12 protein-coding genes are annotated in these 15,574 nt (G+C 64.4%); 2 read left to right on the top strand and 10 right to left on the bottom strand.

Annotated features, from left to right (window positions below; all coding sequences use genetic code 11):
- Positions 1-62: 62 nt before the first annotated feature.
- Complete coding sequence (locus POS17_RS13815) at positions 63-2,438, bottom strand: efflux RND transporter permease subunit (protein WP_060839076.1); 2,376 nt, start codon at positions 2,436-2,438, stop codon at positions 63-65.
- Between the two features lie 32 nt (positions 2,439-2,470).
- Positions 2,471-3,520, bottom strand: a complete 1,050-nt coding sequence (locus POS17_RS13810) for a WD40/YVTN/BNR-like repeat-containing protein (RefSeq protein ID WP_060839075.1) — start codon at positions 3,518-3,520, stop codon at positions 2,471-2,473.
- Between the two features lie 423 nt (positions 3,521-3,943).
- Between POS17_RS13810 and POS17_RS13805 the strand changes: the two genes are divergently transcribed.
- Complete coding sequence (locus POS17_RS13805) at positions 3,944-5,575, top strand: SulP family inorganic anion transporter (protein ID WP_060839074.1); 1,632 nt, start codon at positions 3,944-3,946, stop codon at positions 5,573-5,575.
- Between the two features lie 162 nt (positions 5,576-5,737).
- On the opposite strand, the gene pepN is transcribed toward POS17_RS13805, so the two are convergent.
- From pepN to POS17_RS13775, 6 genes are read right to left on the bottom strand one after another with little or no spacing between them, the layout of a single operon-like run.
- Positions 5,738-8,395 (bottom strand): aminopeptidase N, encoded by a 2,658-nt coding sequence (gene pepN / locus POS17_RS13800; RefSeq protein ID WP_060839073.1) that lies wholly within the window; start codon positions 8,393-8,395, stop codon positions 5,738-5,740.
- 12 nt (positions 8,396-8,407) lie between these two features.
- A complete protein-coding gene (locus POS17_RS13795; RefSeq protein WP_060839072.1) occupies positions 8,408-9,238 on the bottom strand; it encodes a DUF2797 domain-containing protein in 831 nt (276 codons plus the stop codon).
- Entirely contained in the window at positions 9,235-9,495 is a 261-nt protein-coding gene (locus tag POS17_RS13790) for a YeaC family protein (RefSeq protein WP_060839071.1), read from the bottom strand. Before POS17_RS13790 ends, POS17_RS13795 begins: the two co-directional genes overlap by 4 nt.
- A 15-nt stretch (positions 9,496-9,510) precedes the next feature.
- Positions 9,511-10,380, bottom strand: coding sequence for a rhomboid family intramembrane serine protease (locus POS17_RS13785; RefSeq protein WP_060839070.1), 870 nt, complete (start codon positions 10,378-10,380; stop codon positions 9,511-9,513).
- Positions 10,377-11,351: a metallophosphoesterase gene (locus POS17_RS13780; protein ID WP_173655942.1), complete on the bottom strand. Its 975-nt coding sequence runs from the start codon at positions 11,349-11,351 to the stop codon at positions 10,377-10,379. Before POS17_RS13780 ends, POS17_RS13785 begins: the two co-directional genes overlap by 4 nt.
- On the bottom strand, positions 11,348-12,238 hold the full coding sequence (locus tag POS17_RS13775) for an NAD(+) kinase (protein WP_007920913.1): 891 nt from the start codon (positions 12,236-12,238) through the stop codon (positions 11,348-11,350). The genes POS17_RS13780 and POS17_RS13775 overlap by 4 nt, the downstream gene beginning before the upstream one ends.
- Before the next feature lie 162 nt (positions 12,239-12,400).
- Between POS17_RS13775 and POS17_RS13770 the strand changes: the two genes are divergently transcribed.
- Positions 12,401-13,378, top strand: a complete 978-nt coding sequence (locus POS17_RS13770) for a DUF1853 family protein (RefSeq protein ID WP_173655896.1) — start codon at positions 12,401-12,403, stop codon at positions 13,376-13,378.
- A 90-nt stretch (positions 13,379-13,468) separates the two neighbouring features.
- Here the strand turns inward: POS17_RS13770 and POS17_RS13765 are convergent, their stop codons facing one another.
- Positions 13,469-14,755, bottom strand: a complete 1,287-nt coding sequence (locus POS17_RS13765) for an arsenic transporter (protein WP_060839068.1) — start codon at positions 14,753-14,755, stop codon at positions 13,469-13,471.
- 148 nt (positions 14,756-14,903) lie between these two features.
- On the bottom strand, positions 14,904-15,461 hold the full coding sequence (locus POS17_RS13760; RefSeq protein WP_060839067.1) for an NADPH-dependent FMN reductase: 558 nt from the start codon (positions 15,459-15,461) through the stop codon (positions 14,904-14,906).
- Positions 15,462-15,574 lie beyond the last annotated feature (113 nt).

Genomic DNA, 15,574 nt, shown 5'->3' with positions numbered 1-15,574 from the left:
CCCTGGAGCGGGCATGAAAAAGCCGCACCCGAGGGCGCGGCTTGGTGTTCAAAACGCCTGGATCAGTGAGCGAACAGTGAGTTGCCCTTCTGCCCGGCGAGCTTTTCCGGCTTGATCAGGAACCGCGCCAGGGCCGGCAGCAGCCACAGGGCGCCGAACATGTTCCACAGCAGCATGAAGGTCAGCATCAGGCCCATGTCGGCCTGGAACTTGATGGCCGAGAAGATCCAGGTGCACACGCCGATGGCCAGGCACAGACCGGTGAACAGCACCGCCTTGCCGGTGGAGCGCAGGGTCTGGTAGTAGGCCTCCTGCAACGGCAGGCCGGCGCGCAGGAAGCTTTCCAGGCGACTGTAGATATAGATGCCGTAGTCGACACCGATGCCCACCCCCAGCGCCACCACCGGCAAGGTCGCCACCTTGACCCCGATGCCCATGAAGGCCATCAGCGCATTGCCCAGCACCGAGGTCAGCACCAGCGGCAGGACGATGCACAGGGTCGCCGCCCAGGAGCGGAAAGTGATCATGCACATACCGGCCACGCAGATGTACACCAGGATCAGGATGGTCAGCTCGGACTCCTTGATCACCTCGTTGGTGGCCGCCTCGATCCCGGCGTTGCCGGCGGCGAGGATGAACTCCAGGCCGTCCCTGTTGTGCTGCGCGGCGAACTCCTGCACGGCATGCACCGCGCGATCCAGGGTCGCGGCCTTGTGGTCGTTGAGGAACACCAGCACCGGCGCCAGGGAACAGTTGTTGTTGTACAGGCCGTCGGCCCGGGCAATGGAGTTGTTCAGCACGTCAGGGTTGCGCGACAGGGTTTCCCATTTCAGGTTGCCCTCGTTCATGCCCTTGATCATCTGCTTGGACACGGTCACCAGGGAGATCGCCGACTGCACGCCCTCGGTGTTCTGCATCTTCCACATCAGCTCGTCGATCGGCGCCATGGCCTCATAGCGCGAACAGCCTTCGGCCGCGGTCTTGACCATCACCACCAACACGTCGGAACTGGTGGAGTAGTTGCTGATGATGAAGTTGTTGTCCTTGTTGTAGCGCGAGTCGGGACGCAGTTCCGGAGCGCCCTGGTCGAGGTCGCCGATCTTCAGGTTCTGGCTGTACCAGAGGCCGCCGCCAAAGGCCACCAGGGCCAGGGCCACGGAGATCGGCGCAACCTTGGGGCTGGCGAAGTTCGACAGCAGGCGCCAGAACGGATGCTCGCGAGAAGCGTCCTTCTTGCTGCGCTCGATGGCGCGCTTGCTGATGCCGACGTAGGAAATCGCCACTGGCAGCAGGATCAGGTTGGTGAACACGATCACCGCCACACCGATGGAGGCACCGATGGCCAGCTCGCGGATCACCCCGATGTCGATGATCAGCAGGGTGATGAAGCCCACGGCGTCGGCGAGGATCGCGATCATCCCCGGCAGGAACAGTTGGCGGAAAGTCCGCCGGGCCGCGGTCAGGGCGTTGTCGGCATCACTGGACTGCAGGGCGATGCCGTTGATCTTCTGCACCCCGTGGGAAATGCCGATGGCGAAGATCAGGAACGGCACCAGCATCGAGTAAGGGTCCAGACCGAAGCCGAAGGCGTGCATCAACCCCAGTTGCCAGACCACCGCCACCAGGGTGGTGATCAACACCGCGATGGTGCTGCGGATGCACCAGGTGAACCAGTACAGCAGCACCAGGGTGATGATGAAGGCCACGCCGAAGAACATCACCACCATGATCAGGCCATCGATCAGGTCGCCGACCTTCTTGGCGAAGCCGACAATGTGGATCTTCACATTGGGGTTCTGCGCCTCGAACTTGTCGCGGATCTTTTCTTCCAGCTGGTGGGAGAACTTCTGATAGTCCAGGGCCAGCAGCTTGCCCTGGTCCTGTGGGTCCGGGTAGGACTCCAGCAACGGGATGTCGACGATGCTGGATTTGAAATCGTTGGCCACCAAACGCCCGACCTGGCCGGACTTGAGGACGTTGTTGCGCAATTTGTCGAGGCTCTCGGCCGAGCCGTTGTAGCTCTGGGGGATCACCTCGCCGCCGGCAAAGCCCTCTTCGGTCACCTCGGTCCAGCGCACGCTGGGGCTCCACAGCGACTTGAGCCCGGAGCGGTCGACGCCGGAGATGTAGAACACCTCGTCGTTGATCTGCCTCAGCGTCTCCATGTAGTCCTTGGTGAAGATGTCGCCGTCGCGGGCTTCCACCGAGATGCGCACGGTGTTGCCCAGGTTGGCCAGGTCGTTGCGGTGCTCCATCATCCGTTCGATGAACGGGTGCTTGAGCGGGATCATCTTTTCGAAACTGGTGGACGGGCGGATCAGGGTCGCCTGCCAGAACAGGAAAGCGCTGACCAAGAGGCAGATAAAGATCACTGCCGGGCGGTTGTTGAAAATCAGGCGTTCGAGAAAGTTCGCCTTGTCCTGGTGATGACTGCTCATGGAATTCCCCACCTTCTTATTATGTGCCCGGCCTACTTGCCGAGTTCAGCGCCGCTTGCCGCAGAAACCCGCACCCCGCCCTGCCCGGCCAGGATCAGGTTGCCATTGCCCGCGGCGGTCACCGCCGACAACGAGAGGCGGTCCTGGCGGTTGAACACGCTGAACGTCTGGCCGTGATCGGTGCTGCGGATCACGCTGCCGCCGTTGCCGACGATCACCAGCGAGCCGTCGTCCAGCAAGGTGGCGCCCGAGAGACCGAACTCCAGGGCGCCACGGGCCGCCTTCAGCTCCACCTGCTCCCAGGTGCCGCCGAAATCCGTGGAGCGATAGAGATTGCCGCGCAGGCCATAGACCAGCAGCGTCGCCGGCTGGCCGGTGCCGATCACGCCGAACAGCGAGCCTTCATAGGGGCCTTCGAGGCGTTCCCAGGTCTGCCCGCCATCGGCCGAGCGGAACATGCTGCCCTGCTCGCCGACGATGAACAGGCCGGCGTCCTTGACCTCGGCGATGGCGTTGAGGTGGTACTGATCTTCGTTGTCCAGGCGATCGCTGGCGTCCTCCCAGTGCTGGCCGCCGTCGGTGGTTTCCAGCAAGGCGCCGTAGGCCCCCACGGCAAAGCCGTTGCGGGTGTCCTTGAACCAGACATCGAGCAACGGCGCTTCACGCTTGAGGTCCTGGAACTGCTGGGTCCAGGTGACACCGCCGTCGGTGCTGGCCAGGACCTGGGCATCGTGGCCCACCGCCCAACCATGCTGGTCGTCGACGAAGTACACCGCCGTCAGCAGCTGCCGGGTTGGCACCTTGGCCTGGACCCAGGACGCCCCCTGATCGTCGGAATAGAGAATGTGCCCGCGATCCCCCACGGCCACCAGGCGCTTGCCGGCGTGGACCACATCGAGCATCAGGCTTTTCGCCGCTTTGGGCGATTCGATGGAAAAGACCGTATCCGCTGCGGAGGCAGCGGCCAGGACCTGTGTCGACAGCGTCACGACACCCAACAGCGAGAGCGCTGTAGCCAGCAGTGCGAACGTGCGCAGCGCCGGCGGGCGGCCAACAACCACGCCCATGACAGGCTCACTCATAGACCATTCCCCCATTTATTATTGTCAGGTCACTTGACCTCTCAGGGCGCCTTCCGGGGTTTGCCTGGCCTGGATCGACCCTGACGATCGTCCTGAAACCTGCAATCTAGAGCCCCTTTGGCTGCGAGCTATCCTATCGGGCTTTGGAAAGGTCTGACAATCAACGCCACGTTATCTTTTGTTAATCAACGCGCCTGGTCAGGCCCCTGAATACTCGGGCATTCGCTGGGCTGATCGATGCCGCTGGGTGCCACGGATCGAGGCCACGGACCGCGACGAAGCTTTCGCTGCTGCGACTGACGGCTTGGCCCGGGCCTGCCGTCACTCGACCAAAGACTGATCCAGCGCATGCATCCCCCGCACCCGCCGTTGACTATGATGAGCGGCATGGGGCGCCAGCCGGACGAGCTTGAGGAGTGCAGCATGATTGCCATACGCGAGGCGTGGAAAGCCGGGCTGCTGGGCCGCGCCCACTGGGCCCGCAACCTGGTGTCCGGGGTGATTGTCGGCGTGGTGGCCCTGCCCCTGGCCATGGCCTTCGCCATCGCCTCCGGGGTCAAGCCCGAACAGGGGATCTACACCGCCATCGTCGGCGGCCTGCTGGTGTCGCTGTTCGGTGGCAGCCGCTTGCAGATCGCCGGTCCCACCGGGGCCTTTATCGTGATTCTCGCCGGGGTCACCGCCCAGTACGGGGTCGACGGCCTGCAACTGGCAACCATGATGGCCGGCATCATCCTGTTCCTGCTGGGCATCAGCCGCCTCGGCGCCCTGATCAAATTCATCCCCGACCCGGTGATTCTCGGTTTCACCGCCGGCATCGGGGTGATCATCTGGGTCAGCCAGTGGAAGGACTTCTTCGGCTTGCCCGCGGCCCAGGGCGAGCATTTTCACCAAAAGCTCTGGCACCTGTTGCAGTCCCTGCCCGGGCTGCACCCGGCCACCACCCTGCTGGCCCTGCTCAGCCTCGGACTGTTGCTGTGGGTACCGAAGATCCCCGGGCTCAAGCGCCTGCCCGCGCCGCTTGTGGCCATGACCCTGGCCACCGCCCTGCAGTCGCTGTTCCAGTTCGACGGCGTGGCCACCATCGGCAGCGCCTTTGGCGGCATTCCCCAGGGTTTGCCGAGCCTGCAACTGCCACAGATCAGCCTGCCGCGGGTGCTGGACCTGATTGGCCCGGCCTTCGCCATCGCCATGCTCGGGGCCATCGAGTCGCTGCTGTCGGCGGTGGTGGCCGACGGCATGGCCGGCACCCGGCACGATTCCAACCAGGAACTGATCGGCCAGGGCATTGCCAACCTGGCCACGCCGCTGTTTGGCGGTTTTGCTGCCACCGGTGCCATCGCCCGCACCGCCACCAACATCCGCAACGGCGCCACCAGCCCCCTGGCCGGCATCGTCCATGCCGGGGTGCTGACGCTGATCATCCTGTTTCTCGCCCCGCTGGCGGCCAATATCCCGCTGTGCGCCCTGGCCGCGATCCTGTTCGTGGTGGCCTACAACATGAGCGAACTGCACCACTTCAAGCGCATGCTGCAGCGCGCGCCGCGAGCGGACGTGGCGATCCTGCTGTGCACCTTTGTGCTCACGGTGTTCAGCGACCTGGTGATCGCGGTGAATATCGGGGTGATCCTGGCGATGCTGCATTTCCTGCGGCGCATGGCCTCCTCGGTGGAGGTGCAGCAGGTCGTGGGAGAGGATCTGGAGAACGAATTGCGCGGCAAAGGACGCGGGCACCTGCCTGCCGGGGTGCTGATCTATACCATCGAAGGCCCCCTGTTCTTTGGCGCTGCCGAAACCTTTGAACGGGCCCTGGCCCAGACCCACAGCGATCCCAGGCTGCTGATCATCCGCCTCAAGCATGTGCCGTTCATGGATATCACCGGGCTGCAGACCCTGGAGGAAGTGATAGGTCAGCTGCACAAGCGCGGGATCGTGGTGAAACTGTGCGAAGCCAACCTGAAGGTGCATGCCAAGCTTGAGCGAGTGGGCATCCTGCACGCCATTGGCGCGCAGAACTATCACCGCGACTTGAGTAGCGCGCTGCCCCCCCTGTAGCCGCTGCCGCAGGTTGCGAACGGTCTGGACGGCTCTGCGTCGCAGGGACGCATCGATCTCAAGACCGACAGAGGTGTGACAGCGATCGCCAAGCAAGGTCCTGCGGACCTTTGCGCAGCTTCGCAGGCTCAGCAGCGGCTACAGGTGTAGCCGCTGCCGCCGTCAGGCGAGGCTTTTGCTGACCACTTCGAACACGTCGCTGGACAGCTCGCCGGAGGCGCGGATGCGCTCCAGTTCGCCTTTCATCAGCGCCTGGCGGGCGCTGTCGTACTTGCGCCAGCGGGTCAGCGGCGCCAGTTGCCGCGAGGCGATCTGCGGGTTGAAGCCGTTGAGCTGGATCACCAGATCCGCGAGGAAGCGATAGCCGGAACCGTCGGCCGCGTGGAAGTTGATCAGGTTCTGCCCGGCAAAGGCCCCCACCAACGCCCGCACCTTGTTCGGGTTCTTGAGATTGAACGCCGGGTGCTGCATCAGCGCCTTGACCCGCTCCAGGCCGCCCGGCAACGGGCTGCCGGCCTGCACGCTGAACCACTGGTCCATGACCAGGGCGTTGTCCTTGAAGTGCTCGGCAAACACTGCCAGGGCCTTGGCCTTCTCGGCCTCGAATGGCGAGTTGACCAGCACCGCCAGGGCGGTCAGGCGCTCGGTCATGTTGTCGGCGCTGTCGAACTGTTCGATGGCCGCCGCCAGCACTTCGGGCTTGTGGGTGAGCATCAGGTACGACAGGGCAATGTTCTGCAGCGCGCGACGGGCGAAATGCTCGGACTCGGCCACGTAGGCCGTGGCCTTGGACACTGCCCGGTTGGCCTGATAACGCTTCCACAGCGCATCGAACAGGCTGTCAGCCAGTTGCTGGCGAGCAAACTCGCGCGCCGCATGGATCGCCTCGACATCCGCCACTTCGCTGATTTCGGTGAGGTAGGCCTCGCCCGGCAGGGACAGCATTTCCGCGACCATGGCCTGGTCCAGGCTGCCATCCGCCAGCACGGTGCCCAGGGCGGTCACCAGACGTTCGTCCATCACCAGCGCCTGACCCTGCTGATGCTGGGCAATCAGTTCTTGCAGCACTTGCACGGCCAACTGCTGGCCGGCGTCCCAACGGTTGAAGCCGTCGCTGTCGTGCTGCATGAGGAACATCAACTGGTCGCGGCTGTAGGGGAAGCTCAGCTTCACTGGCGCCGAGAAGCCGCGCAGCAGCGAAGGCAGCGGCTGTTCGGTGATGTCGACGAAGGTGAAGGTCTGCTCGGCCTCGGTCACCGAAATCACCCGGGACGTGCCCTGGGCCGCGCTTTCGCCGGACAGGCGCAAGGCCATGCCCGCCCCTTTGGAATCCAGCAGGCCCAGCTCCACCGGGATCACGAACGGCAGCTTTTCTACCTTGTCCGGGGTCTGCGGGCAGCTCTGGCGGAAGGTCAGGCTGTAGGTTTTCGCCGCCGCGTCGTAGGCCTCGCTGACCGCCAGCCGTGGCGTACCGGCCTGGCTGTACCAGCGCTTGAACTGGCTCAGGTCGACGCCGTTGGCGTCTTCCATGGCCTTGACGAAGTCGTCGCAGGTCACCGCCTGGCCATCATGACGCTCGAAGTACAGGTCGCTGCCCTTACGGAAGCCTTCGGCGCCGAGCAAAGTGTGGATCATGCCCACTACTTCCGAACCCTTTTCGTACACGGTCAGGGTGTAGAAGTTGGAAATCTCGATAAAGCTTTCCGGGCGCACGGCATGGGCCATGGGGCCGGCGTCTTCGGCGAACTGGTGGGTACGCAGGTAGGCCACGTCCTGGATGCGCTTGACGGTGCGCGAGTTCATGTCGGCGGAGAAACCGGCATCGCGGAACACGGTGAAGCCTTCCTTGAGCGACAGCTGGAACCAGTCGCGGCAGGTCACGCGGTTGCCCGACCAGTTGTGGAAGTATTCGTGGGCAACGATCGCCTCGACCCGCTGGTGCGCGGCATCGGTGGCGGTTTCGGCGCGGGCCAGCACGGCGCTGGAGTTGAAGATGTTCAGGCCCTTGTTTTCCATGGCACCCATGTTGAAGTCGTTGACCGCAACGATCATGAAGATGTCCAGGTCGTATTCGCGACCGTAGGTTTCTTCGTCCCAGCGCATGGACTTCTTCAGGCTGTTCATCGCGTGCTGGCACTTGTCGATGTTTTCCGGCTCGACATAGATGCGCAGCGCCACGTCGCGCCCGCTCTGGGTGCGGAAGCTGTCTTCCACGCACCACAGGTCGCCGGCCACCAGGGCGAACAGGTAGGCCGGCTTCATGAACGGGTCTTCCCAGGTCGCCCAGTGCCGGCCGTCTTCACCAGGACCGCTGGCGATCGGGTTGCCGTTGGAGAGCAATACCGGGTAGCGGTGCTGCTCGGCCACCACGGTGGTGGTGAACTTGCTCATCACATCCGGGCGATCGAGGTAATAGGTGATCTTGCGAAAGCCCTCGGCCTCGCACTGGGTGCAGAACATGCCGCTGGACTTGTACAGGCCTTCCAGGGCGGTGTTGCTTTCCGGGTGGATCTTCACGCTGGTGTCCAGGGTGAAGCTGGCGCTGGTCGGGTGCAGGGTCAGGTGGCTGTCATCGAGCTGGTAGTCGCTGGCGCTCAGCAACTGGTCGGACAGGCTCACCGACAGCAGCTCCAGCTGCTGGCCGTCCAGCACCAGCGGTGGCAGGCCAGCGCCGCGTGCGGGGTTGCGACGCATCACCAGCTGCGCATGGACCAGGCTGTGGTCCTCGAACAACTCGAAGGTCAGGTGGGTCTCGTCGATCAGGTACTCGGGGGCCTGATAGTCCTTCAGGTAAATCATCTTCGGTTGTTCGGTGCGCATGGCGAATTCCTTCTACTGATGCACGGCGAGCTGATAGGCCGTGTATTTGCGAATGTTGATCACGCCGGTATCAAAGATCAGGTACTGGCCCTTGATGCCCAGCAGCGTGCCTTCGGCGATCGGATTCTTGTCCAGGTTGAAACTGACGATCTTGCTCGGGTACTGCTCGACCGGGTAACGGATTTCCAGGGGTTCGATGTCACTCACCGGCTGGATCGCCTGCAGGCCGAAACGCTGTTGCAGCGCCAGCAGGCCCTCGGCGCAGGATGCGAACAGCTGGTCGCGTACCGCCACCAGGTCCACGGCCTGGGCATCGCCCTTGAGCAGCGCGCGCCAGTTGGTCTTGTCGGCCACCTGGGAACGGAACAGGTCCTCGACGAAGCCCGATTGCTGGCGGGTCGCCACGCGCATGATCGGCAGCGCCTGGCTGGCGCCCTGGTCGAGCCAGCGGGTCGGCAACTGGGTGGCGCGGGTGATGCCGACCTTGATCCCCGAGGAGTTGGCCAGGTAGACCACGTGATCGGTCATGCAGAACTGCTCGCCCCAGGACGGCTCGCGGCAGGTGCCGGCGTCGTAGTGGCAGCGTTCGGGGCTCATGATGCACACATCGCACTGGGCCAGCTTGGTCATGCAGGGGTAGCAATAGCCCTGGCTGAAGCTGGTCTTGGTCTTGCGTCCGCAATGGGTGCAATGGATCGCCCCCAGGTACTCCAGGCGCACCTGAGTGCCGATCAGGGGGTTGACCGGCACCTCGCTGTCACCCAGGCGAAAGGCGTACTGAACATTCGACCCGTCCAGGCGTGCCGACATTTTGCTGATGGAACCGCGGCCAATCTCGATCAATGGATGGCATCCGACTTGAACAGGATGTTCGGCACCGGTGCCGACTTCGAGGCGCATTCCTGCGGACCCATGTAGCCGGTGCGCTGTTCCTCGGGCAGGTTCTGCATCTCCCAGGCGATCATGGCCTGCAGGGACAGTTCACGCTGCTCGGCGGTGAGCTTGCGGCCATCGGCCCATTTGCCGATCTCTACCGCCAGCTTCAGGCTCTGGTAGATCTCGGGGGTGATGTTTTCGATCATTTCGACAAAGGACGACATACACGACTCCAGCGTTTAAAGGGCCAGTTTATGGCGGCTGTAGAGGCCACCCAACAAGCCGGTGAGGCAACCGATGAGCAGCCCGCCGACATGGGCGGCGTTGGCGATTTCGCCGAAGCCGATCATCGACACCAGCCCGGACAGGCACAGCAGCAGCCACACCAGCATCATCACCAGCACGCCCCGGGGCAGGCGGTAGATGGGGTTGGGGGACAGTAATTGATAGATCCAGCAATGCCCGAGCAGGCCGTAGAGCACCCCGGACAGGCCACCGAACAGGGTTGGGCCGCTGAAATAGTATTGCGCGAAGTTGGAAACCAGGCTGAACAGCAGGGTCAGCCCCAGCAGGTTGATGCTGCCCTGGCGCAGTTCGATGCGCCGCCCCAGTTCCCAGTACCACATGCCGTTCATGGCGATGTGCAGGATGCCGAAGTGAATCAGCATCGGCGTCACCAGGCGCCACCACTGCCCCGCCGCCAGGCTGTCGGCCAGGGAGCTGAACTGGATGTAGTCGCCCACCACGCGAAACTCGAGGAAGGTGAACCAGCCGAGGGTCTGCAGGTTGTCACCGAGCAAGGTGATGCCGCACACCGCCAGGCTCAGCAGCAGGATCAGCGCGGTGACCGGGCTGCGGCGCAACTGCTGCACCAGGCCAACCCGCGCCGGCGAGGCCGCCTGCGGGATGTCCAGTTGCTGCTCGGGATCGCCCTGGGGAAAGCGCTGGTACAGGCCCCGCACATCCTCACTGATGGATTCGGGCACCCAGAGCACTTGCTCGCCGGCCTCTTCACTGACCCGGTGGGGCACCTGCATGCGCTGCAGCAGCTTGACGAAGCCACTCAGGTCGGTGGCCAGTGGCAGACGCAAAACCGCTACTGCGCTCATCGCAACACCTCGGGCCGCTCGACGTCGACCCAGACAAATTTATTCGGATCCAGGCGGGTTTCCTGGTCCAGGCGATAGGCGGCAAGCTTGCCGTAGAGCACGGCGCTGTAGTCCAGGCACGCCAGGTTGGGACGGATCGGCGCCGGCTTGCCGCTGCGCCAGTAGTGGCCGACAAACAGCATCGGTTCGTCAGGGCCGTAGCGCAGCAGGCTGTTTTTCTCGGCCGGGGACAACGGCGTGCGCGCCACCGGATCGGGCAAGGCATCGGGCTGAAAGACGATGTCGCCGTAGGTCTGCGGGTCGTCTTCCCAGAATTTGGTGCGGAAGAACGCCCGGGTCAGGCCGTCGCCGCTGGTCATGGTCAGGCCGTGGGGCAGGCGCATGTCGGTGCCGCGCAGCAGGCGATCGAAGGCGGTGCTGGCAAAACTGTCGGGCAGCGCCGAGGCCTGGAGGAACTCGCGGTCGATGCAGCCGTTGGGGTACTGCTGGCGCAGCGGGGCGATCAGGCCCGCATCCCAGCAGGCGTGCACCACGCGAAAGCGCCCGGCGTCGACGAACAGCGGCAGTTCATAGAACCACTCGAGGAAGTCGTGCCAGTCGCCCGGGTGGTGCTCGAACTGGGTCAGGGTCTCGTGGATCAGCCGGGCATGGCGCGGCGTGTGTTCACGCACGAACTGCTTGCCACTGCCGGCCGCCGCCGGAGTGCTCCAGCCCAGGGCGTTGAACTCATGGTTGCCCATGATGCACAGCGCCTGACCGGCTTCGACCATGTCGTGGACGATATGCAGGGATTCACGGATTCGCGGGCCGCGGTCGATGATGTCACCGAGGAACACCGCCATGCGCGACGGATGCCGCCAGACGCCGCCCTGCTTGTGGTACCCGAGCCGATCCAGCAAGTGCTCCAGGGTCAGGGCGCAACCGTGCACGTCACCGATCAGGTCGTAGCTACGCGCGGGATCGAGCATCAGTCGCCTCCACCGCCCAGTCGGCTGCCCCAGCCAAGCTTGGTCCGGCAGACCTCGTAGTAGTTGTGGTCCAGCGGGTGAATCAGGCGCAGTTTCTGCGCCTTCTTGCTGACCGTGATGGTGTCGCCCGGTGCGCAGGTGAAATGGTTCTGCCCGTCACAGGAGACTTGCGGATAGATCTGCATATCTTTGGACACGACGATTTTCAGCTCACTGTTGCCGTCGACCACAATCGGCCTTCCGGACAAGGTATGGGGGTACATCGGCACAATCACAATGGCATCCAGCTTGGGATGCATGATCGGGCCGCCGGCGGACAGCGCATAGGCCGTGGAGCCGGTGGGCGTGGCGACGATCAGGCCGTCAGCCTTCTGACTGCAGACGAACTGGCCGTCGATGTAGATTTCGAACTCGATCATCCGCGTCGACTTGCCCGGGTGCAGCACCACGTCGTTCAGCGCATCGCCCTGGCCAATGGCCTCGGCGTGACGGCGGACTTCGGCCTGCAGCAGGAAGCGGTTTTCCACCAGGTAATGGCCGTCCAGCACTTCGGCGACCTTGACCTCCAGCTCATCGGGGCGGATGTCGGTGAGAAACCCCAGGCTGCCACGGTTGATCCCCAGCACCGGGATATTGTGCCGCGCCAGGGCCCGGGCGGCGCCCAGCAGGCTGCCGTCGCCGCCGACCACGATGACCATGTCGCAGACCTCGCCCAACAGCTTGCGCGAGGAGGTCTGCAGGCCGTGGCCCGGCAGCACTTCGGCGATGGTGTCTTCGAGGATCACGTGCAGGTGGCGTGCCAGCAGAAACTTCTTCAGTCGGCGAACTGTGTCCAGCACCTGGGAGCTGCCCAGGCGACCGATAATGCCGATATTGCGAAATTGCTCCATGGGGCTCCTGCGGGGTTCGGGTACGGGCGAAACGGAGGATTATGGGCGAAACCCGGCGTTAGACAAAATCCTTTCAGCCACGCGGGCTTAGGAACCGCGGCGAGAGCACCGAGCGACACGCATTTATCGCGAAGCGCAAGGGTTTGCGTCTATGCTCGCAGCATGCTCCTGTTCCCGGATCTGCTCAGCCTTCCACGCCAGTTGCGTCAACCTGAAGTCCGCGACCTCGCCTGGGTCATCCTCGCGCCGCCGATGCTCAGCCACACGCCCTGGCCGCAGCGCCATCCCCTGTCCGGCAGCGACTGGGTGCAGGCGCCGCAATTGCTGGCGCACTGGCTGCAGCGCCTGGACCTGGACCCCAGCGCGCTGCGCCACTGGCTCGACCGCAGCCAGACACGGCGCCTGGGCCTGTACTACGAACGCCTCTGGCAGTTTGCCGTGCAGCACGCCCCCGGCGTCGAACTGCTGGCGGCCAACCTGCCGATCCGCCGTGGCGGCCAGACCCTGGGCGAGTTGGACATGCTGCTGCGCGACCGCGAAGGCGTGCATCACCTGGAACTGGCGATCAAGCTCTACCTGGGCCCGCAACGGGGCAACGGCAGCGACAGCGCGCAATGGCTGGGGCCGGGCTGCCACGATCGCCTGGACCGCAAGCTGGCGCACCTGGACGAACACCAACTGCCGATTTCCGCCCGCGATGAAAGCCGGGAGGCCCTGGCGGCGCTGGATATCCAGCAGTTTCGCGCCCACTTGTGGCTGGGGGGCTACCTGCTCTATCCCTGGCCGGGCCACGCCGAACCGCCCGAGGGCGCCCATCCGCAGCACCTGCGGGGGCGCTGGCTGCATCAACGGGACTGGCCGGCCTACCTGGCCCTGGGCGCCCCGGGGCGCTGGCAGCCCCTGCCCCGCCACGCCTGGCTGGCCCCGGCTCACTATCCGGCGGAACAGGCCTGGACCGCCGTTGAACTGGGGCAATGGCTGAGCGCCCTCTCCCCCCACGCCCCGGCGCAATTGCTGGTGCGACTGGAGGAAACGGCCGAAGGGGGCTGGGAAGAAGCCGAGCGCCTGTTCCTGGTGGCCGACCTGTGGCCCAACCTCCCCGTAACCCAGCCCTTCCCGCCCAGAGACCAACCTGCGTAGCCGCTGGCTGGCCAGCGAAAGCCTCTCCACGAATGGCGCAAGGCTTGCGGGCCTTTTGGCCGACAAGCCGGCTCCAGCCGTGGGGTTTCGCTATGCCAGGGAAAGCCGCAACGCCAGGGCCGCCAGGGTCACCAGCAGCACCGGCACGGTGAGCACGACGCCGACCCGGAAGTAATAACCCCAGCCGACATGAATGCCCTTGCGCTCCAGCACATGCAGCCAGAGCAAGGTGGCCAGGCTGCCGATGGGGGTGATCTTCGGCCCCAGGTCGCTGCCGATGACGTTGGCGTAGATCATCGCCTCCTTGACCACCCCGGTGGCTTGGCTGGCATCGATGGACAAGGCACCGATCAGCACCGTCGGCAGGTTGTTCATCACCGACGACAACCCGGCGGTCAACAAGCCGGTGCCCAGGGCCGCCCCCCAGATTCCGCCGCCGGCAAAGGCGTCGAGCCAGGCGGCCAGGTGCCCGGTCAGCCCGGCATTGCGCAAGCCGTACACCACCAGGTACATGCCCAGGGAAAAAATCACGATCTGCCAGGGTGCTTCCTTGAGCACCTTGCGGGTGGAGATCTTGTGTCCACGCGCAGCGATCACCAGCAGCAAGGTGGCGCAGACCGCGGAAATGGCGCTGATGGGAATCCCCAGCGGCTCCAGGGCAAAGCAGCCCAGCAGCAGGATCAGCAGCACCCACCAGCCGGCCATGAAGGTCGCCCGGTCATGGATGGCACTGGCCGGCTCGGCCAGTTGCCGCGGATCGTACTGCTCAGGGATGTCCCGGCGAAAAAACCACAGCAGCACCGCCAGGGTCGCGGCAACGCTGACCAGGTTGACCGGCAGCATCACGGCCGCATAGCGGTTGAAGCCGATCTTGAAAAAGTCCGCAGAGACGATGTTCACCAGGTTCGACACCACCAGCGGCAGACTCGCGGTGTCGGCGATGAAGCCGGCCCCCATGACGAATGCCAGGGTGGTGGCGGCAGAAAAGCGCAAGGCCAGCAGCATGGAAATGACGATGGGGGTCAGGATCAGCGCCGCACCGTCGTTGGCGAACAGCGCCGACACCAGGGCGCCGAGCAACACCATGAAGGCGAACAGGCGTCGCCCCCTGCCCCGTCCCCAGCGCGCCACGTGCAGGGCGGCCCAGGCGAAGAATCCGGCCTCGTCCAGCAGCAGGCTGATGATGATCAGCGCGACGAAGGTGCCGGTGGCGTTCCAGATGATCTGCCACACCACCGGGATGTCGGCCAGTTGCACCACGCCGCAGAACAGCGCCAGGAGCGCGCCGAACACCGCGCTCCAGCCCACGCCCAGGCCTTTGGGCTGCCAGATCACCAGGGTGATGGTCAGCAGGAAGATCAATACTGCAATCAACATGATTTAAGGAATCTTGAATAAAGAGCTGACCGGCAAAGGAACCGGCTTGCCAGCGAAGCTGCCCCCGAGGCCTCCATGAGCCTCAGGAACCCGCTCGCCGGCAAGCCGGCTCCTGCAACAGCAGGGAAATGTGGAGGGAGGAAGGCGTTCAGGCTTTCTTCTGTTGCTCGACCCATTGGCCGTAGGCGTTGATGAAGCCCTGCAGGAACGGCCGGGTGGCCTCCGACAGCTTGCCCGAATCATCGAACGCCGCACCGGCGCCGCCCAGGTAGGCTTCCGGCTGCTGCATGCACGGCACATTGAGAAACACCAGGGACTGGCGCAGGTGGTGGTTGGCCCCGAAGCCGCCAATGGCCCCCGGGGACACGCTGATCACCGCACCCGGCTTGCCGCTCCAGGCACTCTTGCCATAAGGACGCGAACCGACGTCGATGGCGTTCTTCAACGGTGCAGGCACCGAGCGGTTGTATTCAGGGGTCACGAACAGCACGGCATCGGCGGCCGCGATCTGTTCGCGAAAGCGGGTGTAGGTCGCCGGCGGCGTCACATCGATGTCTTCGTTGTAGAGCGGCAGATCGCCGATCTCGACGATGCCCAACTGCAGGTTCGCCGGGGCCAGCTCGGCCAGCGCCAGGGCGACCTTACGGTTCAGGGACTGCGCTCTCAGACTGCCGACCAGCACTGCAACCTTGTAGACATTGCTCATTGGAGTTTCCAACCCTTGGCGTGAAGAAGGTGTTAGTTATAGATGAGCCCGGGGGGTGCCTGCTACCCCGCGAGCGCCATTTGCTCAGATAAATCCTGTCGCACCCCCCGGCC

The organism is Pseudomonas sp. Os17, from assembly GCF_001547895.1.
Lineage (GTDB): Bacteria > Pseudomonadota > Gammaproteobacteria > Pseudomonadales > Pseudomonadaceae > Aquipseudomonas.
This window is presented reverse-complemented; position numbering and strand designations above follow the sequence as displayed.